Here is a 24586-nt window from a genome sequence, read left to right on the forward strand (position 1 = left end):
CTCATGACCGAAAGCACTGAGCAGCCCGTGAAGAAGAAGGCCCGCGACCTCAACCAGGTGATCCGCTACACCATGTGGTCGGTGTTCAAGCTCAAGGACGGCCTTCCCGAGGACCGCTCCGCCCTGGTCGCCGAGGTGGACGCCCTCTTCGAGCAGCTCGCCGCCAAGGACGTCACCATCCGCGGCACCTACGACGTGTCCGGTCTGCGCGCCGACGCCGACCTGATGATCTGGTGGCACGCCGAGAACTCGGACGACCTGCAGGAGGCGTACAACCGCTTCCGCCGCACCGAGCTGGGCCGCCGCATGGAGCCGGTCTGGTCGAACATGGCGCTGCACCGCCCCGCCGAGTTCAACAAGTCGCACATCCCGGCGTTCCTCGCCGACGAGCGGCCCCGCGAGTACGTCTGCGTCTACCCCTTCGTCCGCTCCTACGAGTGGTACCTGCTCCCCGACGCGGAGCGCCGGGCGATGCTGGCCGAGCACGGCCAGATGGCCCGCGGCTACCCGGACGTCCGCGCCAACACGGTGGCCTCGTTCGCGCTCGGCGACTACGAGTGGCTGCTGGCCTTCGAGGCCGACGAACTCCACCGCATCGTCGACCTGATGCGCGACCTGCGCCCGTCCCGCGCGCGCCTGCACGTGCGCGAGGAGGTGCCGTTCTTCACCGGCCGCCGCAAGTCGGTCGGCGACCTGGTCGCCGGACTGTTCTGACCTGCCCCGACAGCCGCCACCGCGCCCCGGCGCCGTGGCGGCTGTCGGCATTCTTGCTAGCGGTGGCTCAGCGCCGCGCGCAGGCGCGGGTCCTGGACGGCCTCGGGGCCGCGGATCGCGACCGCGGTGAGCAGATCGTCGGCGGCGCCGGTGCGGCAGATGTGCGGCCAGCGCAGGGTGCGCAGCAGGCGCTGGCCGGCGGGGGCCGCCCAGGCGGTGTAGGCGTGCACGTCGACCCGGGCCATCAGCAGGGTGCCGCCGGTCAGCACCAGCGGCAGGGCGTACCAGGCGAGCGCCGTCCGGGCCGCCTGGCCGTCGGCGGTCAGGACGACCGTGAGCAGCAGCATCGCGACCGCTCCGAACAGCGTGTACCGCACCTGCCGGACCGCCCGCCGGGCCCGGTCGCGGACCACCGCCGGCGTGGCCAGCCCGGCCAGCGCCAACCGGTCGCCGATGTCCCGGACGGTGGGGTGGGTGGCCAGTGACGCCTTCAACTGGGCGGTGCGGCACTGGCCTTCGGGGCCGATCGCGCTGATCAGCGCCCGCTCCAGCCGGCCCCGGCCCTGCGGATCGACCACCGTGGTCCACCCCGTGTGCGCGAGGTGCAGCCGGCCCAGCCCGGCCATCCGGACCAGCGCCAGCTCCACCACCCGGCCCGGGCCGCCCGCCAGATACGCGGTCTCGTACAGGCCGATCCCGGCGGCCCGGTCGGCGGCCGGCAGGTCCTCGGCGAGGGCATCGGCGATCGCGGCGACCCGGACCAAGTGCAGACAGGACAGCACCGCGGCGGCACAGGTCGGGATCAGCAGCAGCACCCACATGGTGTTTGTTCTAGCCCTGCGTGCGCGGCAAACGGAATGGATCCACCTGCCGCGATATCGAACTGTGACACGAACTCAGCTCGACCCGCAGGAACTGGACGAGCCGCAGGAGCTGGACGAACCGCACGAACTCGACGAGCCGCAGGAGTGCGACGACCCGCCGCAGGAGTGCCCGCCCGAGTGCCCCGAGTGCCCCGAGTGGCTGGAGTGGCCGGAGTGATCCGAGGAGCCGGACGATCCGCACGAGGCGACGGGGCTCCCGCACCACGCCCCGCCGCCGGCCGCCGTCGCGGTGTCCGAGGTGCTGAACGAGTGCGTCGAACGTCCCGCCTTCGCCATCCGGACCGGCCGGGCCGCGGTGCCGTCGAGCGCCTCGCGCAGCGGCAGGTCCGCGGGGTCGGTCAGCGCGGCGGACCCGTCCAGGGCGAACGCGCCCACCACGGCGGCGTGCTCCCGGTCGAGCTCGCGGGGACGCCACGGGCTGCTGCCACGCACCAGCTCCAGCTGACGCTCCCCGGCGGGCGTGATCCGCGCCTTCGGCGGCCGTCCGACCAGCAGGTGCACCGCGGTGACCAGGGTCAGTGCCCCGAACGCGAAGAACGGGGGAGTGCCGGTGTCCCGCTCCGGACCGTTCAGCCAGTGGGCGGTGGTGACCGCCCCGACCCCCAGGGTGACGCACAGCGCGGCCACCTCCAGTCGGCGGGCCCGCCAGGCCGCCCGGAGCGCGGCCGGGTGGCGCAGCAGGCCGCGGGCCGCCAGTGCGTCGCCGATCCGCTGTACGTCCGGGCTGCCCAGCACGGAGGCGCGCAGCACGGACAGGTCCCGCCCGGTACGGCCGCCGACGGCGGTGATCAGCACCCGCTCGACGTCGTCGCGCGGCGCGGTGTCGGTGACCGTCACCCGGTGGGCGCGGGAGATCACCACCCGGCCCTCGCGCTCCATCCGGACCAGCGCGGTGTCCACCACCCGGGCCGGACCGCCGGCCAGGAAGGCGGCGTCCAGCAGCGGCATACCGCGCCCGGGCAGGCCCTTCGGTTCGGCGACCCGGCGGCAGCGCCGGTCGAAGACGGTGGCAACGGTCATGGTCACGGAGACCAGGGCCAGGGCCAGGACGAACTGGATGTTCCACATTCCCCCGGGTGTCCTTTCGTGCGATGGATCGGTGCGGCGGCAGCGCGATGGATCGGTGCGGCGGCAGTGCGGTGGTGCGGTGCGATGGATCGTGCGGCGGCAGTGCCGTGGTGCGGTGCGCCGGGTAGGCGGTGTGGTGCAGCGATGGATCGTGCGGCGGCAGTGCCGTGGTGCGGTGCACCGGGTCGGTAGTGCGGTGCAGCGGTGGTGAGGTGCAGTGCTGCGGAGCGACGGTGGGTGCGGTGCGGCGGTGGTGCGTGCGGTGGCGGCCGTGTGGTGGTGCGGTGCGTGTGGTGGCTACTGGTGTGCCTTCGCGTGCCGTTGTGGCAGGAGGCGGGTCCAGCGGCGGGTGGTGGGGTGGAGCAGGTGGTGGAGGGCCGGGTGCCAGGGGGCGGTGGGTGCGGCGTCCAGGGCCCAGGCGGCGAAGGTGCGGGCGTCGGCCCGGTAGCCGCCGGTGAGCGGGTGGTCGGCGGCGTAGCGGCGGAACAGCGGCGCGAAGTCCGTGCCGAGCAGTTCGGGCAGTTCGGGCATCAGGTGGCCGACGGTCTCCCGGCGCTTGGCGAGCAGGCCCTCGGTCTGGGTGCGCAGTTGTGCGGGGTCGAAGCCGTCCGGGGCGGGGCCGCCGGCCACCAGGGCGGTCAGCAGTTGTTCCTGGCGGTGGGCCAAGTGGTGGCGGGCCAGGGCGAGTTCGGCGTCGGCGCGGTCACGGATCAGGTATTCGTCCAGTTCGGACACGGTCGGGCTCCTTCCGGTGGTCGCGGGCCGTGCGGTGGACCCGGCGGATGGCGTCGAGTTCGGCGGACAGTTCGGCGGGCGGCGGCCAGGCGCCGTCGCGTTCCAGCAGCACCCCCGGCGGGTCGGTGCGTTCACACAGTGCGGCGAGCACCTCCAGTGCGGGGGCGGTGACGGGGTGGGTGTGGGTGTCGTGCCACACGCCGTCGCGCTCCACGCCGCCGGCGACGTGCACGTAGGCGAGCGCGTCCAGCGGCAGCCGGTCGAGTTCGGCGGCCGGGTCGATGCCCAGGTTGACCCGGTTGGTGTGCAGGTTGGCGACGTCCACCAGCAGGTGCACGCCGGTGCGTTCGACGAGTTCGGCGAGGAACTGGGCCTCCGTCAACTCGTCGCCGGGCCAGGCCAGATGGGCGGCGATGTTCTCCAGCGCCAGCGGCACCGGCAGTTCGCGCTGGGCGATCCGCACATTGGCGGCCACCACCCGCAGCGCCTCTCGGGTGCGCGGCACCGGCAACAGGTGCCCCGCCTCCAGGCCGCCCGCCCGGACGAACGCCAGGTGCTCGCTGACCAGCGGCGAGCCGAGCGCCTGGGCGACCGCCGCCAGCCGGGCCAGCCGCGCCGGGTCGGGTTCGGTGGCGTCGCCGAGCCCGAGCGAGACACCGTGCGGGACGACGGTGACGCCCCGTCCGCGCAGCGCGGCCAGTGAGGGCGGCAGGTGGTCGGCGCAGACGTTCTCGGCGACCACCTCCACCCAGTCCAGGCCGGGCAGCCGCTCCACGGCGGTGTCGATCTCGGGTCGCCAGCCGAGCCCCGTGCCCAGCTGCGGAATTCCGTGCGAGGACACAATCCACCCCTTCCCGCCGGGCCTTTCGACGACCCCGGTCCCCCATGCCGAGGGTGTATCCGGACGGAGCCGGTGCCAAGCAGGACACCGGAAACTCAGAGCTGAACTTGAGCTTTCCCGACCACTGAACAGACCGGCCCGCAGGTGGGGGAAATTCAGCAGCGCGCAGGCGAACGATTGACTAACGTGACATGCCTATGACTTCTATGCCGTACCACATCCGCCCGTTCGCACCCGAAGACGCCGCCGGGGCCACCGAGGCCTACCGGGCCGGCCGGCCCCACCTGGTCGTCACGCCCGAGGTGACCAGCTGGCTCGTCGGTCTGCCGCACTACAACCTGCTGGTCGCCGAACGCGGCGGGCAGGTGGTCGGTTCCGCGAGGTTCGGCCCGGTCACCGAGAGCACCACCCCGCACCAGGGCTTCCTGAACGTCAGCGTGGTGCCCGAACACCGCGGCGCCGGCATCGGCACCGCGCTGCTCACCGCCGCCGAACGTGAACTCGCCACGCTCGGCGTCCGCGACGCCCACGGCTGGGCGGACAGCACCCCCGAGGCGCTCGGCTTCGCCGCCGCCCGCGGCTACCTCAAGGGCCGCCGCGCCCAGTACGCCGGCCGCGACCTCACCGCCCCGCTGCCGCCGCTGCCGCCCACCCCGCCCGGCATCGAACTGCGCACCGCCGCGGACTTCCTGGACGACCCGTACCCCGTCTACCTGGTCGACATCGACGCCACCCGCTCCGAGCCCGGAGACCTGACCCTCGACGACCAGTCGTACGAGAGCTGGCTCGCCGAGATCTGGCAGCGCCCCGACCAGGACCACACCCTCACCACCGTGGCCCTCGACCACGGCGAGGCCGTCGCCTTCTCCGCCGCCCAGACCGACGGCCGGAACTACTGGTCCGCCTTCACCGCCACCCGCTCCACCCATCGCGGCCGCGGCCTCGCCAAACTCGCCAAGGCCCACGCCCTGCATCGCGCGCAGGCGCGGGGGCTGGCGGCCGCGTACACGCACAACGACGGCGAGAACGTGGCGATGCTCGCCATCAACGAGTGGTTCGGGTACCGGGTCTGTGCGGAGGAGTGGAAGTACAGCCGGACGCTGTAGCCGGCGGGCGCGAAGCCCGGGAGAGCGCAACCGGGGGCGCGTGGGGTACCTCCCGGCCCGCCAGGGCGGGGGGAGAACTGGGCGACAAGCGCAAGTCACGTCCGCAAGGTCGCGATCACGTGCAGGTCACTGTCCTGCGTCGCGATCTTGCCGATGAGCGCCTTCCGCTTCGCGCAGTCCCCGCGCCCGCCTGCTGTCTCTCCCGTTACTCGACGTCCACGCCGTGGTCGCGGGCCAGGCCGGCCAGGCCGTCGGCCCAGCCCTGGCCGATGGCGCGGAGCTTCCAGCCGTCGGCCGGGTGGCGGTAGAGCTCGGCGACCAGCATTGCGGAGATCGCCGGGTCGGCCGGTGGGCGGAAGATCCAGCGGCCGGGGCCGGAGGCGAGTTCCACCGCCGGGTCGACCAGGTCCGCGCAGGTGGCGTCGCCGTCGGCGTCGAGGTTGACCGACACCGCCACCCGGTGGACGGCGGACGGCAGTTGGCCGGTGCGGACCGTCGCGCTGCCGTCGCCGGGCTCCAGGGTGACGGCGCCGTCAGCCGCGGTCGGCTGGTGGTAGAAGACGAAGTCCTCGTCGGTGCGCACCTTGCCGTCCGCGCCGAGCAGCAGCAGCGTCAGGTCGGCCTCCGCGCCGTCGGCCCGGAACCGGACGCGCACCTCGTCGTCCGGGAGCACCGTGTTCTGGCCGGGCGCCAGCTCCACCGCTGCTGCCTCGCCGGCCCGTTGTGCGGGGACGGGGGCGGGCCCGAGGCGGCCCGGGAGGCCGTGCTCGCGGAGCAGGGTGAGCAGCATCGGCCCGTCCACCAGGGTGAGCGGCTGGCCCTCCGCGTGCTTGCGCGAGCCCGGGCCGAAGCCCGAAGTGGTGACCAGGATGCCGCGGTTGGCGCCCTGCCGGCGCATCGTGGACTCCAGGTCGCGGACGGCGCTGGGGGAGACGGTGTGCCGGTAGCGCTTGGCCTGGATGACGATCTTTCCGCCGGTGATCGGGTCGGGGTCCTCGGCGAGCACGTCCACGCCCTCGTCGCCGCTGCGGGCCGTGGTGCTGGTGCGGAAGCCGCGGCGGCGGAACAGTTCGGCGATCAGTTTCTCGAACTCGATCGGGTCCATCGCGAACAGGTCCGGCTCCTCGCCGTCCCCGGCGGAGGTCGCGGCGGCCGGGATCGCGGCCACGGTGTCGGCCTTCTCCGGACGGGCGGACAGCCGCCCGGCGAGTGCCTCCAGCAGGCAGTCCAGCGGCGCGACCCGGTCCAGCGCCAGCCCGGCGAAGGTCTCCCGGTCCACCTCGACGGCCAGCAGGCAGCGGTCGCCCTCCTGGCCGGTCGCCGGGTCCGGGGCCACCACCACGCCGTTCAGCCCGACCGAGGCGATCAGCCGGTCGGTGTCGGCCCGGAACACCTCCGCCAGCACCCGCAGCGCGCACTGCGCCAGCACCTCGCGGTAGATCTCCTTGCGCTGGGTGGCGGGCCGGGCCACCTCGTCCTCCCGGTCGTCGGACCGGACGTAGCGGTACCGGCCGACCGTCGGCACCACGTCGAACGGCGGCAGCTCCCACCGCACCACCAGCCGGCGGGTGTCCGCGTCCCAGGAGGTCTCGCCGTCGGTGGGGAAGCCGTCCGGCCAGTCCTCCCGCCAGTCGATCACCGCCTCGAAGTACTCGGCGACCGCCGCCGCCTCGCCGGCCCGCAGCCGCTGCGCGAGCCGTCCGGCCTGGGTGCTCTGCCCGGCCAGCAGCCGGTGCCGCTCGGCCGCCCACGCGTCGTACTGGGCACGGTAGTCCGCGAGTTGACGCTGCCGCTGCTGCTCGGCCGTCCACGCCGCCTGCCAGTCGTACTCGAACCTGGCCCGGGCGTGCGCGGCCTGCTCCTCCCACTGGCGGCGCGCCGCCGGGTTGAACGCCTGGGCGCCCGTCAGCGGCGGCACCAGGTACCAGTTCTGATCCGGCATCGGCACCGGGTGGCCCAGCGGCCCCGGGTCGAACGGCGGGATCGCGCCCTGCCCGCCCCGGCTCTGTTCCGCCAGCGAGAACCCCGGACCGGCCAGCCCCGCCGCCAGCACCCCGCGCAACTCGGCGACCCGGTCGTCCAGTTCGGCCGTCCGACGGGCCGCGTCCGCGTCCCGCTGCTGCTGGTACGCCTTCAGCGCCTCGCGCTCACCCCGCGCCGCCGCCCGCTGTGCCTCGCGCTGCGCCCGCTCGTAGTCCCGCTGTTGCGCGGCCGCCGCCTTCCGCTGCGTCTCCGCGCGGCGGTGCTGCTCACGCTGCGCCTCCGCCAGTACCGACCACACCCCGGAAGACCGCCGCCGCGCCACGCCCGCCCCACCCACATCCAGACCGACCAAGAGCGATCAGTCTTCCACGGGGGCGGGCGTCGGCGCGCCCTATGCGGCGGGCTTCAGCCGCAGCGAGATCGAGTTGATGCAGTACCGCTGGTCGGTCGGCGTGTCGTAGCCCTCGCCCTCGAACACGTGCCCGAGGTGGCTGCCGCACTTCTTGCAGCGCACCTCGACCCGGCGCATCCCGAGGGTGGTGTCCTCCAGGTACTCCACCGAGTCCCCGGCCAGCGGGGCGTAGTACGACGGCCACCCGCAGTGCGACTCGAACTTCGTCTCGCTGCTGAACAGCTCCGCCCCGCACGCCCGGCAGCTGTACACGCCGACCGTCTTGGTGTCCGTGTACTCGCCGACGAACGGCCGCTCGGTGCCGGCCTCGCGGAGCACGTGGTACTCCTCGGGTGTCAGCTCGGACCGCCACTCGGCGTCGGACTTCTGGACCTCGTAGCTCACGGCACTCTCCAGGGCTCGGCCGTCGGACTCAGACAGCAGGTGCAACGTCCGCCAGGGCGGCCAGAATTTCCGGCCCCAGGGTGGTGACGTCGCCCGCGCCCATGGTCAGCACCAGGTCACCGGGACGGGCCAGCGCGGCCAGTACGGCGGGCGCGGCGGCGAACTCGTGCTCGGCGCGGACGTCCGCACCGGCCCGGCGGGCCGCGTCGATGATCAGCTCGGCGGTGACGCCCGGGATCGGGTCCTCGCGGGCCGGGTAGATGTCCAGCACCACCGAGGCGTCGGCCAGCGCCAGCGCCTGACCCATCTCCTCGGCCAACTGCTGGGTCCGGGAGAACAGGTGCGGCTGGAACACCACCAGCACCCGGCCCGCGCCCGCCGCCTCGCGGATCGCCTCCAGGTCGGCGGCCATCTCGGTCGGGTGGTGCGCGTACGAGTCGATCACCTGCACGCCGCGGGCCTCGCCCTTCAGCTGGAGCCGCCGCTTCACGCCGGTGTACGCGCCCAGCGCCTTCGCCAGCCCGTCCGCCGGAACGCCCAGCGCGACGCCCGCGGCCAGCGCCGCCACCGCGTTGTGCGCGTAGTGCCGGCCCGGCACCGAGACGGTGAACGTCAGCGGCTCGCCGCCCAGTTCGACCGTCACCTCGCTGGTCATGCCGCGCGCCGCCACCGACAGCACCCGCACGTCCGCATCCTCGGCCGCGCCGACCGTCACCACGTTCAGGCCGTCCCGCCCGGCGACCCGGCGGGTCAGCTCGCGGGCGCCCTCGTGGTCGGCCGACACCACCAGGGTGCCGCCGGGCACGATCCGGCCGACGAAGGCCTCGAAGGACTCGTAGATCTCCTCCATCGACGCGTAGTTGGCGTGGTGGTCCAGCTCCACGTTCAGCACGATCGCCACCTCGGGCGCGTACTTGTGGAAGCTGCGGTCGCTCTCGTCCGCCTCCGCGACGAAGATCTCGCCCGCGCCGTGGTGCGCGTTCGACCCGGGCAGGTCCAGGTCACCGCCGATCGCGTACGAGGGCTCCAGGCCCAGCTCACCCAGGCTGACCGCCAGCATCGAGGTGGTGGTGGTCTTGCCGTGGGTGCCCGCCACCGCGAGCGCCCGACGGCCGCCCATCAGCGCCGCCAGCGCGTCCGAACGGTGCACCACCGGGATGCCGCGCTGCTGCGCCGCCACCAGCTCCGGGTTGTCGGCGCGGATCGCGCTGGACACCACCACGCTGCTGGTCCCGGCCGGCAGGTGCTCGGCCGCGTGGCCGACGAACACCGTCGCACCCAGCTCGCGCAGCGCCCGCACGGTCTCCGACTCCTTGGCGTCGCTGCCCGAGACGGTCGCGCCGCGGACCGCGAGGATCTTCGCCAGACCGGACATTCCGGCGCCGCCGATGCCGATGAAGTGCGGGGCGTGCAGGTCGTGCGCGGCGTCGTTCAAGGCTGGCTCCGTACTGGCAAGGGGGCGGAAAGGGTCGTCCCGCGAGTTGTGCCGCATGGCACAAGTCACGGGACGATTCTGCCCTAATCGGGAGGGCGGTCAGGAGTCGCTGGCGAACAGCTTGAGTACGGGGACGCCGACCTCGTGCCGGGCGCGGGACGCCCAGTCGCGGTGGAAGAACTCCTCGACGAAGTGCGGCGAGGTCAGGACCAGCACCTCGTCGGCCCGGTTCTCCTCCACCACCTCGCGCAGGCGCACCAGCGGCTGCTGCTCGACCACCTCGCCGACCGCCTCCGCGCCGGCCCGCCGCAGGTGCCGCAGGCTGTGCTCCAGGGACTCCCCGGCCAGCGTCGGTTCGTCGCCGTCGCGCTCGTCGTGCTCGTGCACCGCCTGGTCAAGATGGCCGAGGGCCACATCGTCCAGGGCGCGCAGCAGTTCGTCCTGCCGACCGCGCGGCTGCATCAGGACGACGAAGGACACCTGCTCCTCGCCGTGGAGGGTGGTGACCAGCTCCACGTCGGCGTCGGAAAGTGCCTTTTCGATCATCAGTACGGTCTTGAACACGTGAGTCCCTTCGCTGGTACGGGCCCCCGGGTCCGGCTTCCTCATCCCCTCCTTCATAGTGCCCGGAGGAAGGATTCCTCACGCTGCACACGCGCCACATGGAACACGTGGTCCACATCGGTCAGGAAGTGGCTCAGGTGAGGGCGGGGTCGCTCGGGGACCGGTCCGGATCGGTCGGCCGCAGATAGCGGGTGAAGAGGAAACCTTCCTCCTCGATCAGGGACACCAAGCGCATCCGCCGAACGTCCGCAACCGGCGGCCCGTTCACGATCCGTGGCGAGTCACCGCCCGTCACCAACGGGGCCACCGAGAGACACAGTTCGTCCAGCAGACCGTCCGCCGCGAGCCGCCCCAACAGGCGAGGACCGCCCTCGGAGAGCTGGCGGTGCCAACCACGCTCCGTGAGCGCCGCGACCGCCCTGGGCAGGTCCACCGAGCCCGTTCCCGCGGTGATCACCTCGGCAACCTCGGCGGTCCGGGCGAGTCTGTCCGCCGGCGCGTCCGAGGTGGTGATCACCACCGTCGGGACCAGCGGCTCGGCGAACAGCGGAGCCGCGAGATCGAGGTCCAGGCTCCGGGTCACCACCGCGATCACCGGCGCCGGCAACTGCCCGGCGGCGGCCCGCTGCTCGGCGAACTCCTTGCGCGCCCGCCCCGGCCGATAACCCTCCGCCCGCACCGTCTCCGCACCCACCAGCACCACGTCGCACAGCGCGCGCAGCACCCCGAAGATCCGCTTGTCCGCCGCGCTCGACAGCCCGTCCGAGAGGCCGTCCAGCCGGGCCGCACCGTCCAACGACGCGACCATGTTCGCCCGCAGCCACGGGGTGTGAGACGGGTACGCGTACGCCTGGGCCAGCCACTCCAGGCTGCCGGGGGTGCCGGGGGTGTTGCCGATCAGTTGCTCCATGGCTCAAGTCTCGCAGCGGTGCGAACGCAGGCGGGCGCGAAACCGGGGGCGCGGGGAACTGCGCGAAGCGGAAGGCACCCAACCGCGAGATCGCGTTGCGGGACAATGACCTGCACTTGATCGCGACCTTACGGACGTGGTGTCGCTGGTCGCGCAGTTCCTCGCGCCTCCTGGGCTCTCGCTCACCTGTACGCTGGTTTCTCGTGTCTGCACCTGCCTCGGAGTCCGAAATCCGTACCGCGACAGCCCTCGCCTCTCGGCGGCCGGTGGTTCCGGCCGAGCGGTTGGTGGCCGAGATGGTGCCGCCGCCACGTTTCGCCGGCGTGAGTTTCGGCAGCTACCTGCCGGATTCCTCGCAGCCGAGCCAGTACGAGGCCGTGCAGATCCTGGAGGGCTTCGCGGCGAGCCTGAACGCGGGTGCGGAGCCGGCCAAGCGCGGGTGGTTCCGCAGGTCCGCGCCGGCGCCGAGCGGGCCGGCGGGGATCTACCTGGACGGCGGGTACGGCGTAGGAAAGACGCACTTGCTGGCGTCGCTCTGGCATGCGGTTCCGGGGCCGAAGGCTTTCGGTACCTTCGTCGAACTGACCAACCTGGTCGGCGCGTTGACGTTCCAGGGCGCGGTGCGGACGCTGAGCTCGCACCGGCTGCTGTGCATCGACGAGTTCGAGCTGGACGACCCGGGCGACACGGTGCTGGTCTCGACGCTGCTGAGCCGGCTGGTGGAGAACGGGGTCAAGCTCTGCGCGACGTCGAACACCCTGCCGGAGAAGCTCGGTGAGGGCCGGTTCGCCGCCGCGGACTTCATGCGGGAGATCCAGGGCCTGTCCGCGCACTTCCGCCCGGTGCGGATCGACGGCCAGGACTACCGCCACCGCGGCCTGCCGGACGCGCCGCCGCCGTACACCGACGCCGAGGTGACCGAGCGGGCCGAGAAGACCCCGAACGCCTCGCTGGACGACTTCGACACCTTGCTGGAGCACCTGAAGGAGGTGCACCCCAGCCGTTACGGCGCGCTGCTGGACGAGATCGGCGCGGTGTTCCTGCGCGGGGTGCGGCAGGTGGACGACCAGGCGACCGCGCTGCGCCTGGTGGTGCTGGCGGACCGGATGTACGACCGGGAGCTGCCGATCACCGCCTCCGGTGTGCCGTTCGACCAGGTGTTCACCGAGGAGATGCTGCGCGGCGGCTACCGCAAGAAGTACCTGCGCGCGGTCTCCCGGCTGGTCGCGCTGGCCCGGGATTCCGCCAAGTAACTCGGACTGTCGGTGGCCGGTCGTACGGTGGAGGGGTGCGTCCCATCACGAGTATCGAGCGGTCCGTGGCGCCCTTCGAGGTCGTCAGCCCCTACCAGCCCAATGGTGACCAGCCGGCGGCCATCGCCGAGCTGGAGCGCCGGATCCGCGCAGGGGAGAAGGACGTCGTCCTGCTCGGCGCGACCGGTACCGGCAAGTCCGCCACCACCGCGTGGATGATCGAGAAGCTGCAGCGTCCCACCCTGGTGATGGCGCCGAACAAGACGCTGGCCGCGCAGCTGGCGAACGAGTTCCGCGAGCTGCTGCCGAACAACGCCGTCGAGTACTTCGTCTCGTACTACGACTACTACCAGCCCGAGGCGTACGTCCCGCAGACGGACACCTACATCGAGAAGGACTCCTCGATCAACGAGGAGGTCGAGCGGCTGCGCCACTCCGCCACCAACAGCCTGCTCACCCGGCGGGACGTCGTGGTGGTGGCGTCGGTGTCGTGCATCTACGGCCTCGGCACGCCGCAGGAGTACGTGGACCGGATGGTCCGGCTGAAGGTCGGCGAGGAGATCGACCGGGACGCACTGCTGCGCCGCTTCGTGGACATCCAGTACACCCGCAACGACCTGGCGTTCAGCCGCGGCACCTTCCGGGTACGCGGCGACACCGTCGAGATCTTCCCGGTGTACGAGGAACTCGCCGTCCGGATCGAGATGTTCGGCGACGAGATCGAGGCGCTGTACACGCTGCACCCGCTGACCGGCGAGGTGATCAGCCAGGACGACTCGGTCTACGTCTTCCCCGCCTCCCACTACGTGGCCGGCCCGGAGCGGATGGAGCGGGCGGTCAACGACATCGAGCGGGAGCTGGAGCAGACCCTCGCCCGGATGGAGAAGCAGGGCAAGCTGCTGGAGGCCCAGCGGCTGCGGATGCGCACCACCTACGACATCGAGATGCTCCGGCAGATCGGCACCTGCTCGGGCGTGGAGAACTACTCGATGCACTTCGACGGCCGCGAGCCCGGCTCGCCGCCGAACACCCTGCTCGACTACTTCCCCGAGGACTTCCTGCTGGTCATCGACGAGTCGCACGTGACGGTCCCGCAGATCGGCGCGATGTACGAGGGCGACGCCTCGCGCAAGCGCACGCTGGTCGAGCACGGGTTCCGGCTGCCCTCGGCGATGGACAACCGGCCGCTGAAGTGGGAGGAGTTCCAGGAGCGGATCGGTCAGACCGTCTACCTGTCGGCCACCCCCGGCAAGTACGAACTGGCGCGCGGCGACGGGCAGGTGGAGCAGATCATCCGCCCGACCGGCCTGATCGACCCCGAGGTGATCGTCAAGCCGACCGAGGGCCAGATCGACGACCTGGTGCACGAGATCCGGCAGCGGGTGGAGAAGGACGAGCGGGTCCTGGTCACCACGCTCACCAAGAAGATGGCCGAGGACCTCACCGACTACTTCCTCGGCCTGGACATCCGGGTCCGCTACCTGCACAGCGATGTCGACACGCTGCGCCGGATCGAGCTGCTGCGGGAACTGCGGGCCGGCGAGTACGACGTGCTGGTCGGCATCAACCTGCTGCGTGAGGGCCTGGACCTGCCCGAGGTCTCGCTGGTGGCGATCCTGGACGCCGACAAGGAGGGCTTCCTGCGCTCCGGCACCTCGCTGATCCAGACCATCGGCCGTGCCGCGCGAAACGTCTCCGGCCAGGTGCACATGTACGCCGACAAGATCACCCCGGCGATGGAGCTGGCGATCTCCGAGACCAACCGCCGGCGCGTCGTCCAGCAGGCGTACAACGAGAAGCACGGGATCGACCCGCAGCCGCTGCGGAAGAAGATCGGCGACCTGCTCTCCACCATGGCCGGCGAGGACGTGGACACCGAGGAGCTGCTCGCCACCGGTTACCGCCAGCAGGGCAAGGGCAAGGCCCAGGTGCCCTCGCTGGGCCTCGACCGCAAGCCCGCCAAGAACCTGCCCGCGGCCGAACTCGCCGAGCTGATCCAGGACATGACGGACCGGATGCACACCGCCGCCGCCGAGCTCCAGTTCGAGGTGGCGGCCCGGCTGCGCGACGAGGTCAAGGAGCTCAAGCGCGAGCTGCGCCAGATGCGCGAGGCCGGCATGGCCTGATCCGGCTGCCCGAAACAGCCGCCGTGTCGTAGTTCTGCCACAGTCTCGCCGTCCCGGACCGGGGCGGCGGGGCGGCGGCTAAGGTGGTGCGTGGCCGGCATGGGGCCAGGACGCTCCTGTCACGGCCGGTCGCGGGCGAGAGCCGGGGCAACCCGGAGGAAGGGGTGGTGGCGTGTCGGTGAACCTGGCCAAGGGTCAGAGCGTCAGCCTGTTGAAGTCCAGTGGCGAGACCCTGAGCGTGGTCCGGATGGGCCTCGGCTGGAAGTCCGCCCCGGGCAAGCGCGGCTTCTTCAGCCGCCGGCCGAAGGACATCGACCTGGACGCGTCCGCCCTGCTGTACGACGGCAAGACGATGAGCGACGTGGTGTTCTTCTCGCACCTGGTCAGCAACGACGGATCGGTGCAGCACACCGGCGACAACCTGGTCGGCGGCGTCGGAGGCGAGGACGACGAGAGCATCCTGGTCGACCTGACCAAGGTGCCGCGCAAGGTCACCCAGATCGTGTTCACCGTCAGCTCGTACAGCGGCCAGAACTTCCTGGAGGTGCAGAACGCGCACTGCCGGCTGGTCGACGAGACCACCAATCAGGAGCTGGCCCGCTACGAGCTGGCCGGCGGCGGCACCCACACCGGGCAGATCATGGCCAAGGTGGAGCGGGACGGCGCGGGCTGGAAGATGACCGCGATCGGCGCGCCCGCGACCGGCCGCACCTTCCGGGACATGCTGCCGTTCATCGAGCCCTTCCTGTAGACCGAGGGCGGCCCTTTACCTTCTTTACCTTCCCTTGGCGTTCCTGTTACTCTCGACGGGAGCGGAGGGGAGTATTCCCCGTTCAGTGACCCCGTCATCACGGGTGCCCGTCGCGGCATCCCGGGGCACTGGTCGCGCGGCGCCGACCGATTGGCGCGCCGTGCGGCGGAAGAGACCTCCGGCAGTGACGATGTTCGCCTAGCTGCCGGAGGAGCAGTCATGGACGTTTCCGCAGGCCTGTGGGCCGGCACCATCGCGGTGCTGGCCCTGTTGATCCTGGCCGATTTCTTCATCGGCGGCCGCAAGCCGCACGAGGTCTCCATCAAGGAGGCCGGGATCTGGACGGCTGTCTGGGTCGTGCTGGCGGTGTTGTTCGGCGGGTTCCTCTGGTGGTACGGCGGCGGGCAGCCGGCCGGGGAGTTCTTCGCCGGCTACATCACCGAGAAGTCGCTCAGCGTCGACAACCTGTTCGTGTTCATCCTGATCATGGGCAAGTTCGCGGTGCCGAAGATCTACCAGCAGCGGGTGCTGATGTTCGGTGTGATCATCGCCCTGGTGCTCCGGGCGGTCTTCATCGCCGGCGGCGCGGCGCTGGTCTCCAGCTTCTCCTGGGTGTTCTTCATCTTCGGTGGGTTCCTGATCTGGACGGCCTGGAAGCTGCTCAAGGAGGCCCGGGCCGAGGAGGAGGGCGAGGAGGACTTCGAGGAGAACCGGCTGCTCAAGTCGATCCAGAAGCGCGTCCCGTCCACCGACCAGTACCACGGCACCAAGCTGTTCATCCGGGAGAACGGCCGCCGGCTGATGACCCCGATGCTGATCGTGATGATCGCGATCGGCACCACCGACGTGCTGTTCGCGCTGGACTCGATCCCCGCCATCTTCGGTCTCACCCAGGACCCGTACATCGTCTTCACCGCCAACGCCTTCGCGCTGATGGGCCTGCGGCAGCTGTACTTCCTGATCGGCGGGCTGCTGAAGAAGCTGGTCCACCTGTCCTACGGCCTGTCGGTGATCCTCGGCTTCATCGGCGTGAAGCTGGTGCTGCACGCGCTGCACGAGGCCGGCGCGCACGTCCCGGAGATCAGCATCCCGGTGTCGCTGGGCTTCATCCTGTTGACCCTGGCGGTCACCACCGTCACCAGTCTGATCGCCACGCGGAAGCAGGACGACGTCGACAAGCCGGAGAAGATCGACGCCTGACGCAAAAAACGTGAGGGCCCCCGCCTCGGCGGGGGCCCTCACGTGTGCGCTCACCAGCCGCGTTCGCGCCACTCCGGCAGGTGCGGGCGCTCGGCGCCCAGCGTGGTGTCGTTGCCGTGGCCCGGGTAGACCCAGGTCTCGTCGGGGAGGACGTCGAAGATCTTCTCGTTGACGTCCCGGAACAGCGACTCGAAGGCGGCCGGGTCGCCCCAGGTGTTGCCCACCCCGCCCGGGAACAGGCAGTCGCCGGTGAACAGGTGCGGGTGGCCCTGCGGGTCGTCGTAGATCAGCACGATCGCGCCGGGGGTGTGGCCCACCAGGTGGCGGACCGTCAGCTCGACCTGGCCGACCCGGAGCACCGAGCCGTCCTCCAACGGGACGTCGGTGGGCACCTCGATGCCCTCCGCGTCCACCCGCCCGGCCGCGGTGCGCGCACCGGTGGCGGCGACCACCTCGGCCAGCGCGCCCCAGTGGTCGTGGTGCCGGTGGGTGGTGACCACCACGGCCAGCCGGCTGCCGACGGTCTCCAGCAGCACCGGTGCGTCGGCGGCCGCGTCGATCAGCAACTGCTCGTCGGTGGCCCGGCAGCGCAGCAGGTAGGCGTTGTTGTCGTACGGTCCGACTGCCACCTTGGTGATGATCAGGTGGGCCAGCTCCCGGACGTCCGGCGCGCCGCCGACCTTGACCGTTCCGTGGTACGCCATCACGTCGCTCCTCGTTGCCGCTGGGGGTGTCCCGTCAATCGCCACCATCATCCCATCGGGGGGAGCCGGGGCAGAGAGCTGCGCGCGTCGACCAGGCCCTCGTGGCCGCGGTGCACCTGGAGGCCGTCGCCGTCCGAGCGGCCCGAGAGCCAGCCGGTGAGCGCCCGCACCGGGCCCTCGGCGGTCAGCTCCGGCTCGCCCGCGCCGCCGAGCCGGGCCTCCAGTGCCGCGTCCTCGGCGATCAGCCGGACCACCGGGAGGCCGTCCAGGGCGGCGAAGTGGGTGCCCAGGCGGCGGAACTCGGCGATCGCGAACGGCTCCGGCCAGTGCGCGGGGGTGTAGCCCGCGTTCAGGTCGACGTGGTGGTACTCCAGCTCGGCCAGCCGCTTGCCGGGCAGCTGCCAGGCCGGGAAGGTGTAGCCGGAGCGGTGGGTGAGGGTGGCCTGCCAGTGTTCGGTGCCGAGCAGCCGGGCGGCGTCCACGAAGCGCTGCTGGGTCTCGCGGACGTCGGCCAGCTGCACGTCCAGCGGCCGGCCGGAGCCGGCCTCGATGTCGGCGTCCCGCGCCGCCGAGCCGGCGTACTGCGGAATGTTCTGGCCGGTGCGGGCGTTGGTCAGCAGGATGACCAGCGAGTCGGCGTTGCGCGCGATGTGTGTCAGCACGTGACCGCGGGTCCAGCCGGGCAGCCCGGACGGTTCGAACACCTCCTCGGGCTTCAGCTCGGACAGGGTGTGCAGCAGGGTCTCGGTGCTCTCGACAGTGGCCCGCAGCTGCTCGGCTGCGGTCGTCGCGTCGCTCATCGGGTGCCTTTCGACGGTCGGTGGAGCGGTTCCGGGCGGTTCTCGACCTGCCCCGGGCCGTTGCCGGGGGCGGTTGTCAGTCGTTGACGCTACCGTCGGGCGCGGGTGCCGTTCACCCCTTCGGGCGCACCCCGCTGGCGGTTCGATATTCGAACAAATGAGCTAGTACGCTGGCGGGCGCATCCTGGAAGAAGCAGACCTCACACATTTCAACCCGGAGAAAGGCGCCAGTAACTGTGGCAGACCGCCTCGTCGTCCGTGGTGCACGCGAGCACAACCTCAAGAACGTCTCGCTCGACCTGCCCCGTGATTCCCTCATCGTCTTCACGGGCCTCTCCGGGTCCGGCAAGTCCTCGCTCGCCTTCGACACGATCTTCGCCGAGGGCCAGCGGCGTTACGTCGAGTCGCTGTCCTCGTACGCCCGGCAGTTCCTCGGGCAGATGGACAAGCCGGACGTCGACTTCATCGAGGGTCTCTCCCCGGCCGTCTCGATCGACCAGAAGTCCACCAGCCGCAACCCGCGCTCCACCGTCGGCACCATCACCGAGGTGTACGACTACCTGCGCCTGCTGTTCGCCCGGATCGGCAAGCCGCACTGCCCGCACTGCGGCCGCCCGATCGCCCGGCAGTCGCCGCAGGCCATCGTCGACAAGGTGCTGTCGCTGGAGGAGGGCACCCGGTTCCAGGTGCTCAGCCCGGTGGTCCGGGAGCGCAAGGGCGAGTTCGTCGACCTCTTCGCCGACCTGCAGTCCAAGGGCTACGCGCGGGCCCGGGTGGACGGGCAGACCATCCAGCTGACCGAGCCGCCCACGCTCAAGAAGCAGGAGAAGCACACCATCGAGGTGGTCATCGACCGCCTCACCGTGAAGGCCGGCGCCAAGCGCCGGCTCACCGACTCGGTGGAGACGGCCCTCAAGCTGGCCGGCGGCATGGTGGTGCTCGACTTCGTCGACCTGCCGGAGGACGACCCCGAGCGCGAGAAGATGTTCTCGGAGCACCTCTACTGCCCCTACGACGACGTCTCCTTCGAGGAGTTGGAGCCGCGGTCGTTCTCCTTCAACTCCCCGTTCGGCGCCTGCCCGGACTGCTCGGGCCTGGGCAACCGGATGGAGGTCGATCCCGAGCTGCTGGTCCCCGACGAGGAGAGGTCGCTCGACGAGGGCGCCATCCACCCGTGGTCGCAGGGCGCCACCAAGGAGTACTTCCAGCGGCTGGTCAACGCGCTGGCCGGCGAACTCGGCTTCCGCACCGACATCCCGTGGGCCGGGCTGCCCGCCCGCGCCCGCAAGGCCCTGCTGTACGGGCACAAGACGCAGGTCGAGGTGCGCTACCGCAACCGCTACGGCCGCGAGCGCTCCTACACCACCGCGTTCGAGGGCGCCGTCCCGTTCGTGACGCGTCGGCACTCCGAGTCGGAGAGCGACTCCAGCCGCGAGCGCTTCGAGGGCTACATGCGCGAGGTGCCCTGCCCGACCTGCAAGGGCACCCGGCTCAAGCCGGTGGTCCTCGCGGTCACCGTGATGGACAAGTCCATCGCCGAGGTCTCCGCCATGTCGATCAGCGACTGTGCGGACTTCCTCGGCGCGCTGCGCCTCGACGCCCGCGACAAGAAGATCGCCGAGCGGGTCCTCAAGGAGGTCCTGGAGCGGCTGCGCTTCCTGGTCGATGTCGGCCTCGACTACCTGTCGCTGAACCGCGCCGCCGGCACCCTCTCCGGCGGCGAGGCCCAGCGCATCCGGCTGGCCACCCAGATCGGCTCCGGCCTGGTCGGCGTGCTGTACGTACTGGACGAGCCGTCCATCGGCCTGCACCAGCGCGACAACCACCGCCTGATCGAGACCCTGGTCCGGCTGCGCGACATCGGCAACACCCTGATCGTCGTCGAGCACGACGAGGACACCATCAAGACCGCCGACTGGATCGTCGACATCGGCCCCGGCGCCGGCGAGCACGGCGGCAAGGTGGTGCACTCCGGCGCGCTCAAGGAACTGCTGAAGAACGAGGAGTCGCTCACCGGCCAGTACCTGGCGGGCAAGCGCGGCATCCCGATCCCGGTGGCCCGCCGCCCGCGCGACAAGAAGCGGCAGATCGTGGTGCACGGCGCCCGCGAGCACAACCTGAAGGACGTCACGGTCGCCTTCCCGCTGGGCACCTTCACCGCGGTGACGGGCGTCTCCGGCTCGGGCAAGTCCACGCTGGTCAACGACATCCTCTACACGCACCTGGCCCGCGAACTCAACGGCGCCCGCAGCGTCCCCGGCCGGCACACCCGGATCACCGGCACTGACCTGGTCGACAAGGTGGTGCACGTCGACCAGTCGCCGATCGGCCGCACCCCGCGCTCCAACCCGGCCACCTACACCGGCGTCTTCGACCACGTCCGGCGGCTGTTCGCGGAGACCCAGGAGGCCAAGGTCCGCGGCTACCTGCCCGGCCGGTTCTCGTTCAACGTCAAGGGCGGCCGCTGCGAGAACTGCTCCGGCGACGGCACCATCAAGATCGAGATGAACTTCCTGCCGGACGTCTACGTCCCCTGCGAGGTCTGCCACGGCGCCCGCTACAACCGGGAGACGCTGGAGGTCCACTACAAGGGCAAGTCCATCGCCGAGGTGCTCGACATGCCGATCGAGGAGGCCCTCGATTTCTTCGAGGCCGTCCCCGCGATCGCCCGCCACCTGCGCACCCTCAAGGAGGTCGGTCTCGGCTACGTCCGCCTCGGCCAGCCCGCCACCACCCTCTCCGGCGGCGAGGCCCAGCGTGTCAAGCTGTCCGCCGAGCTCCAGAAGCGCTCCACCGGCCGCACGGTCTACGTCCTCGACGAGCCCACCACCGGCCTGCACTTCGAGGACATCAGCAAGTTGATCAAGGTCCTGGAGGGCCTGGTCGACAAGGGCAACACCGTCATCGTCATCGAGCACAACCTCGACGTCATCAAGACCGCCGACTGGCTGGTCGACATGGGCCCCGAAGGCGGCTCCGGCGGCGGCGGCGTGGTCATCGAGGGCACCCCGGAAGAGGTCGCCGTCTCCACGGCCAGCCACACCGGCAAGTTCCTCCGCGACATCCTGCCGGGCGTCTCCGACGCCACCCCGGTGAAGCGCAGGAGGAAGTGAGCTCCGGCTCGGCCGCAGGCCACTGAGGTTCTCTTCGTTCCTCATCCCCGCGCCCCGTCCGGGGTGCGGGGAACTGCGCGAAGCGGGAGGGGAACGCCAGCGAGGTCCGCTCCGGGATCGCACCAGGCCCCCCGGGCGGTCGGCGTTGTGCGTGCTACCTTGCTGGCGCCCTTTCCCGCACCGAGGAGTCCCCGATGTCCGAGCCCGTCGCGTCCCGTCGTACCGTCCTCTGCTGCGCGGCCGTCGCGCTGGCGGGTGCCACGGCGGCGGGCTGCTCGTCCTCCAGCGGCAGCAAGACCGAAACGTCCTCCGGCCCGGTCGACCTCGGCTCCGCCTCGGACGTCCCCGTCGGCGGCGGCAAGGTCTACCGCGAGCAGGCCGTCGTCGTGACGCAGCCGACCGCCGGCGAGTACAAGGCGTTCAGCGCGAAGTGCACGCACGCCGGCTGCCTGGTCAACGGCGTGGCCAAGGAGCAGATCCAGTGCCTGTGCCACGGCAGCCGTTTCGGGATCACCGACGGCGCGGTGCTGGACGGCCCGGCGCCGAAGCCGCTGCCGGAGTACAAGGTCGCGGTGCAGAACGGACAGCTCCAGGTGACCAAGTAACGTCACGCTCCGAGGTGTCGGCGCCAGTCGGTACGGTAGGGGCATGGCTGACCCGTCCACCTACCGTCCGGCTCCGGGGGCGATCCCGCATTCGCCCGGGGTGTACAAGTTCCGTGACGCGCACGGGCGGGTCATCTACGTCGGCAAGGCGAAGAACCTGCGCCAGCGGCTGTCCTCCTACTTCCAGGACGTCGCGAACCTGCATCCGCGGACGGCGACGATGGTCACCACCGCGGCGTCGGTGGAGTGGACGGTGGTGTCCACCGAGGTCGAGGCGCTGCAGCTGGAGTACTCCTGGATCAAGGAGTTCGACCCGCGGTTCAACGTCAAGTACCGGGACGACAAGAGCTACCCGGAGCTCGCGGTCACCCTGAACGAGGAGTTCCCGCGGGTCCAGGTGATGCGCGGGGCGCACAAGAAGGGCGTGCGCTACTTCGGCCCGTACGGGCACGCCTGGGCGATCCGCGAGACCGTCGATCTGATGCTGCGGGTGTTCCCGGTCCGCACCTGCTCCAACGGCGTGTTCAAGCGCGCCCAACAGGTCGGCCGCCCCTGCCTGTTGGGCTACATCGGCAAGTGCGCGGCGCCCTGCGTGGGCCGGGTGAGCGCCGCAGAGCACCGTGAACTCGCCGAGGAGTTCTGCGACTTCATGGCCGGCCGGACGGGCAACTACCTGCGCCGCCTGGAGGCGCAGATGCAGGAGGCCGCCGCCGAGCTGGAGTACGAGAAGGCGGCCCGGCTGCGCGACGACCTGGGGGCGCTGCGCCGCGCGATGGAGAAGAACGCGGTGGTGCTCGGCGACGGCACCGACGCGGACCTGCTGGCGGTGGCCGAGGACGAACTCGAAGCCGCCGTACAGATCTTCCACGTCCGCGGCGGCCGGGTGCGCGGCCAGCGCGGCTGGGTGACCGACAAGGTCGAGGACGTGGACACGGCCGGCCTGGTCGAGCACGCGCTGCAGCAGCTGTACGGCGCGGGCACCGAGCAGGTGCCGCGCGAGGTGCTCGTCCCGGCGGTGCCCGGCGAGGCCGTGCACGAGTGGCTGTCCGGCCTGCGCGGCGCCCAGGTCGATCTGCGGGTGCCGCAACGCGGCGACAAGAAGGACCTGATGGAGACGGTGCAGCGCAACGCCCAGCAGGCGCTGGCCCTGCACAAGACCAAGCGCGCCTCCGATCTGACCACCCGCAGCCGGGCGCTCCAGGAGATCGCCGAGGCACTGGAGTTGGACTCGGCGCCGCTGCGGATCGAGTGCTTCGACATCTCGCACCTCCAGGGCGAGGACGTGGTGGCGTCCATGGTGGTGTTCGAGGACGGCCTGGTGCGCAAGAGCGAGTACCGCCGGTTCCAGATCAAGGGTCTTGCCGGAGGCGAGCAATTGAGCCGCAGCGAGGGCCAGGACGACGTCCGCTCGATGCACGAGGTGATCACCCGCCGGTTCCGCCGCTACCTCCAGGAGCGGGAGCAGACCGGCGAGTGGGCCGTCCCGGAGGAGGACGAGTCGCTCACCGACGAGAACGGCCGCCCCAAGCGCTTCGCCTACCCGCCGCAGCTGCTGGTGGTCGACGGCGGCCAGCCGCAGGTCGCGGCCGCCCAGCGGGCGTTGGACGAACTCGGCATAGACGACGTCGCGGTGTGCGGCCTGGCGAAGCGGCTGGAGGAGGTGTGGCTGCCCGGGCAGGACGACCCGGTGGTGCTGCCGCGCTCCAGCGAGGGCCTGTACCTTCTGCAGCGGGTGCGCGACGAGGCGCACCGGTTCGCCATCACCTACCAGCGCTCGAAGCGGGCCAAGCGGCTCACGGCGGGGGAACTGGACTCCGTCCCCGGGCTCGGCGAGACTCGCCGCCGGGCCCTGCTGAAGCACTTCGGTTCACTGAAGAAGCTCCGCGCGGCCACCATCGACGAGCTGTGCGAAGTCCCCGGGATCGGGCGCCGGACCGCCGAGACTGTTGCCGCAGCCTTGGCCTCCCGTACACCTGCCGCATTCGCGGTGAACACCGCGACCGGCGAGATCATCGAAGACAGCACCGCCACAGCAGTACCGAGAAGCGGGGAAGAGACGTGACTGTGTCCAACGGGGGAGAGAGCACCCCCGAGCTGGTGATCATCTCCGGCATGTCCGGGGCGGGCCGTTCCACGGCGGCCAAGTGCCTGGAGGACCTCGGCTGGTTCGTGGTCGACAACCTGCCGCCGGCGCTGATTCCCACCATGGTCGACCTGGGAGCCCGCTCGCAGGGCGCCGTGCCGCGGATCGGCGTGGTGGTCGACGTGCGCGGCCGCACCTTCTTCGACGACCTGCTGACCTCGCTGGAGGAGCTGGAGAAGCGCGGCGTCCGCCTGCGCGTGGTGTTCCTGGACTCCTCCGACGACGCCCTGGTGCGCCGCTTCGAATCGGTGCGCCGCCCGCACCCGCTGCAGGCCGACGGCCGGATCGTCGACGGCATCGCCCGCGAGCGCGAGCTGCTGCGCGAACTGCGCGGCGAGGCCGACCTGGTGGTCGACACCTCGAACCTCAACGTGCACCAGCTGCGCGCCAAGATGGACGCCCAGTTCGCCGGCCAGGACGAGCCCGAGCTGCGCGCCACCGTGATGTCCTTCGGCTTCAAGTACGGCCTGCCGGTCGACGCCGACCTGGTGGTGGACTGCCGCTTCCTGCCGAACCCGCACTGGGTCCCGGAACTGCGGGCCCGTACCGGAACCGATCCGGAGGTGGCAGAGTACGTGTTCCAGCAGCCCGGCGCGCAACCGTTCCTGGACGGCTACACCGAGCTGCTGCGGATCATCACCGAGGGCTACCGCCGCGAGGGGAAGCGCTACATGACGCTTGCCGTAGGCTGCACCGGAGGCAAGCACCGCAGCGTCGCGATGTCCGAGCAGCTGACCAAGCGTCTGATCGCGGACGGGGTCGAGACGGTGCTGGTCCACCGGGACATGGGCCGGGAGTAGCGGCCGGGAACCACCCGTACCGCCGCCCCGGCCGAGCACGAGACAGGAACATGGG

The 24586-nt window shown here is 71.2% G+C and carries 19 protein-coding genes and 1 pseudogene; 10 read left to right on the plus strand and 10 right to left on the minus strand.

Translation table 11 applies throughout. The annotated features are described in order from the left end of the window. The first annotated feature begins 3 nt into the window (after positions 1-3). Positions 4-714, plus strand: a complete 711-nt coding sequence (gene hemQ, locus ACZ6R9_RS22325) for a hydrogen peroxide-dependent heme synthase (RefSeq protein ID WP_380485512.1) — start codon at positions 4-6, stop codon at positions 712-714. A 56-nt stretch (positions 715-770) separates the two neighbouring features. On the opposite strand, the gene ACZ6R9_RS22330 is transcribed toward hemQ, so the two are convergent. The 3 genes and pseudogenes from ACZ6R9_RS22330 to ACZ6R9_RS22340 all read right to left on the minus strand — a co-directional run. After that, positions 771-1535 (minus strand): TIGR04222 domain-containing membrane protein, encoded by a 765-nt coding sequence (locus tag ACZ6R9_RS22330; RefSeq protein WP_465539863.1) that lies wholly within the window; start codon positions 1533-1535, stop codon positions 771-773. Between the two features lie 75 nt (positions 1536-1610). Continuing rightward, positions 1611-2666: a TIGR04222 domain-containing membrane protein gene (locus ACZ6R9_RS22335; protein ID WP_465539865.1), complete on the minus strand. Its 1056-nt coding sequence runs from the start codon at positions 2664-2666 to the stop codon at positions 1611-1613. Between the two features lie 390 nt (positions 2667-3056). Then, positions 3057-4227, minus strand: a pseudogene (locus tag ACZ6R9_RS22340) (MbnB/TglH/ChrH family RiPP precursor modification enzyme); the annotation flags it as partial. 206 nt (positions 4228-4433) lie between these two features. On the opposite strand from ACZ6R9_RS22340, the gene ACZ6R9_RS22345 reads away from it, so the two are divergent. After that, entirely contained in the window at positions 4434-5348 is a 915-nt protein-coding gene (locus ACZ6R9_RS22345; RefSeq protein ID WP_380485506.1) for a GNAT family N-acetyltransferase, read from the plus strand. 205 nt (positions 5349-5553) lie between these two features. Here ACZ6R9_RS22345 and ACZ6R9_RS22350 read toward each other — a convergent pair whose 3' ends face one another. From ACZ6R9_RS22350 to ACZ6R9_RS22370, 5 genes are all read right to left on the minus strand, one after another. Further along, positions 5554-7629, minus strand: coding sequence for a restriction endonuclease (locus ACZ6R9_RS22350; protein WP_465539868.1), 2076 nt, complete (start codon positions 7627-7629; stop codon positions 5554-5556). 93 nt (positions 7630-7722) lie between these two features. Beyond that, positions 7723-8127 (minus strand): peptide-methionine (R)-S-oxide reductase MsrB, encoded by a 405-nt coding sequence (gene msrB, locus ACZ6R9_RS22355; RefSeq protein ID WP_465539870.1) that lies wholly within the window; start codon positions 8125-8127, stop codon positions 7723-7725. Between the two features lie 28 nt (positions 8128-8155). Continuing rightward, entirely contained in the window at positions 8156-9541 is a 1386-nt protein-coding gene (murC, locus tag ACZ6R9_RS22360) for a UDP-N-acetylmuramate--L-alanine ligase (RefSeq protein ID WP_465540068.1), read from the minus strand. A 120-nt stretch (positions 9542-9661) separates the two neighbouring features. After that, positions 9662-10126 carry an indole-3-glycerol phosphate synthase gene (locus ACZ6R9_RS22365; RefSeq protein ID WP_380485501.1) on the minus strand — a complete coding sequence of 155 codons (465 nt, stop codon included), beginning with the start codon at positions 10124-10126 and terminating at the stop codon, positions 9662-9664. A 133-nt stretch (positions 10127-10259) separates the two neighbouring features. Next, on the minus strand, positions 10260-11036 hold the full coding sequence (locus ACZ6R9_RS22370; protein WP_465539872.1) for a pyrimidine reductase family protein: 777 nt from the start codon (positions 11034-11036) through the stop codon (positions 10260-10262). 203 nt (positions 11037-11239) lie between these two features. Between ACZ6R9_RS22370 and zapE the strand changes: the two genes are divergently transcribed. The 4 genes from zapE (at position 11240) to ACZ6R9_RS22390 (ending at position 16366) form a co-directional block, all read left to right on the plus strand. After that, positions 11240-12289 carry a cell division protein ZapE gene (gene zapE, locus ACZ6R9_RS22375; RefSeq protein WP_380485497.1) on the plus strand — a complete coding sequence of 350 codons (1050 nt, stop codon included), beginning with the start codon at positions 11240-11242 and terminating at the stop codon, positions 12287-12289. 35 nt (positions 12290-12324) lie between these two features. Further along, positions 12325-14415: an excinuclease ABC subunit UvrB gene (gene uvrB / locus ACZ6R9_RS22380; RefSeq protein WP_380485495.1), complete on the plus strand. Its 2091-nt coding sequence runs from the start codon at positions 12325-12327 to the stop codon at positions 14413-14415. A gap of 172 nt (positions 14416-14587) precedes the next feature. After that, positions 14588-15166, plus strand: coding sequence for a TerD family protein (locus tag ACZ6R9_RS22385; protein ID WP_380485493.1), 579 nt, complete (start codon positions 14588-14590; stop codon positions 15164-15166). A 219-nt stretch (positions 15167-15385) separates the two neighbouring features. Beyond that, complete coding sequence (locus ACZ6R9_RS22390; protein ID WP_465539875.1) at positions 15386-16366, plus strand: TerC family protein; 981 nt, start codon at positions 15386-15388, stop codon at positions 16364-16366. Positions 16367-16416: 50 nt separating this feature from the next. On the opposite strand, the gene ACZ6R9_RS22395 is transcribed toward ACZ6R9_RS22390, so the two are convergent. Together ACZ6R9_RS22395 and ACZ6R9_RS22400 are read right to left on the minus strand one after the other, a co-directional pair. Beyond that, a complete protein-coding gene (locus tag ACZ6R9_RS22395; protein WP_380485489.1) occupies positions 16417-17070 on the minus strand; it encodes an MBL fold metallo-hydrolase in 654 nt (217 codons plus the stop codon). 47 nt (positions 17071-17117) lie between these two features. Next, complete coding sequence (locus tag ACZ6R9_RS22400) at positions 17118-17870, minus strand: maleylpyruvate isomerase family mycothiol-dependent enzyme (RefSeq protein ID WP_465539877.1); 753 nt, start codon at positions 17868-17870, stop codon at positions 17118-17120. A gap of 236 nt (positions 17871-18106) precedes the next feature. Here ACZ6R9_RS22400 and uvrA point away from each other — a divergent pair, with 236 nt between their 5' ends. The 4 genes from uvrA to rapZ all read left to right on the plus strand — a co-directional run bounded on the left by uvrA (position 18107) and on the right by rapZ (position 24531). Next, a complete protein-coding gene (gene uvrA, locus ACZ6R9_RS22405; RefSeq protein WP_380485485.1) occupies positions 18107-20983 on the plus strand; it encodes an excinuclease ABC subunit UvrA in 2877 nt (958 codons plus the stop codon). Between the two features lie 194 nt (positions 20984-21177). Further along, the gene (locus ACZ6R9_RS22410) at positions 21178-21588 is read left to right on the plus strand and encodes a Rieske (2Fe-2S) protein (RefSeq protein ID WP_380485483.1); all 411 of its coding nucleotides are present in this window, start codon (positions 21178-21180) and stop codon (positions 21586-21588) included. Positions 21589-21631: 43 nt separating this feature from the next. After that, entirely contained in the window at positions 21632-23650 is a 2019-nt protein-coding gene (uvrC, locus tag ACZ6R9_RS22415; RefSeq protein ID WP_380485481.1) for an excinuclease ABC subunit UvrC, read from the plus strand. Beyond that, positions 23647-24531 (plus strand): RNase adapter RapZ, encoded by an 885-nt coding sequence (gene rapZ, locus ACZ6R9_RS22420; protein WP_380485480.1) that lies wholly within the window; start codon positions 23647-23649, stop codon positions 24529-24531. The genes uvrC and rapZ overlap by 4 nt, the downstream gene beginning before the upstream one ends. Positions 24532-24586 lie beyond the last annotated feature (55 nt).

Source organism: Kitasatospora sp. NPDC048662 (genome assembly GCF_055587065.1).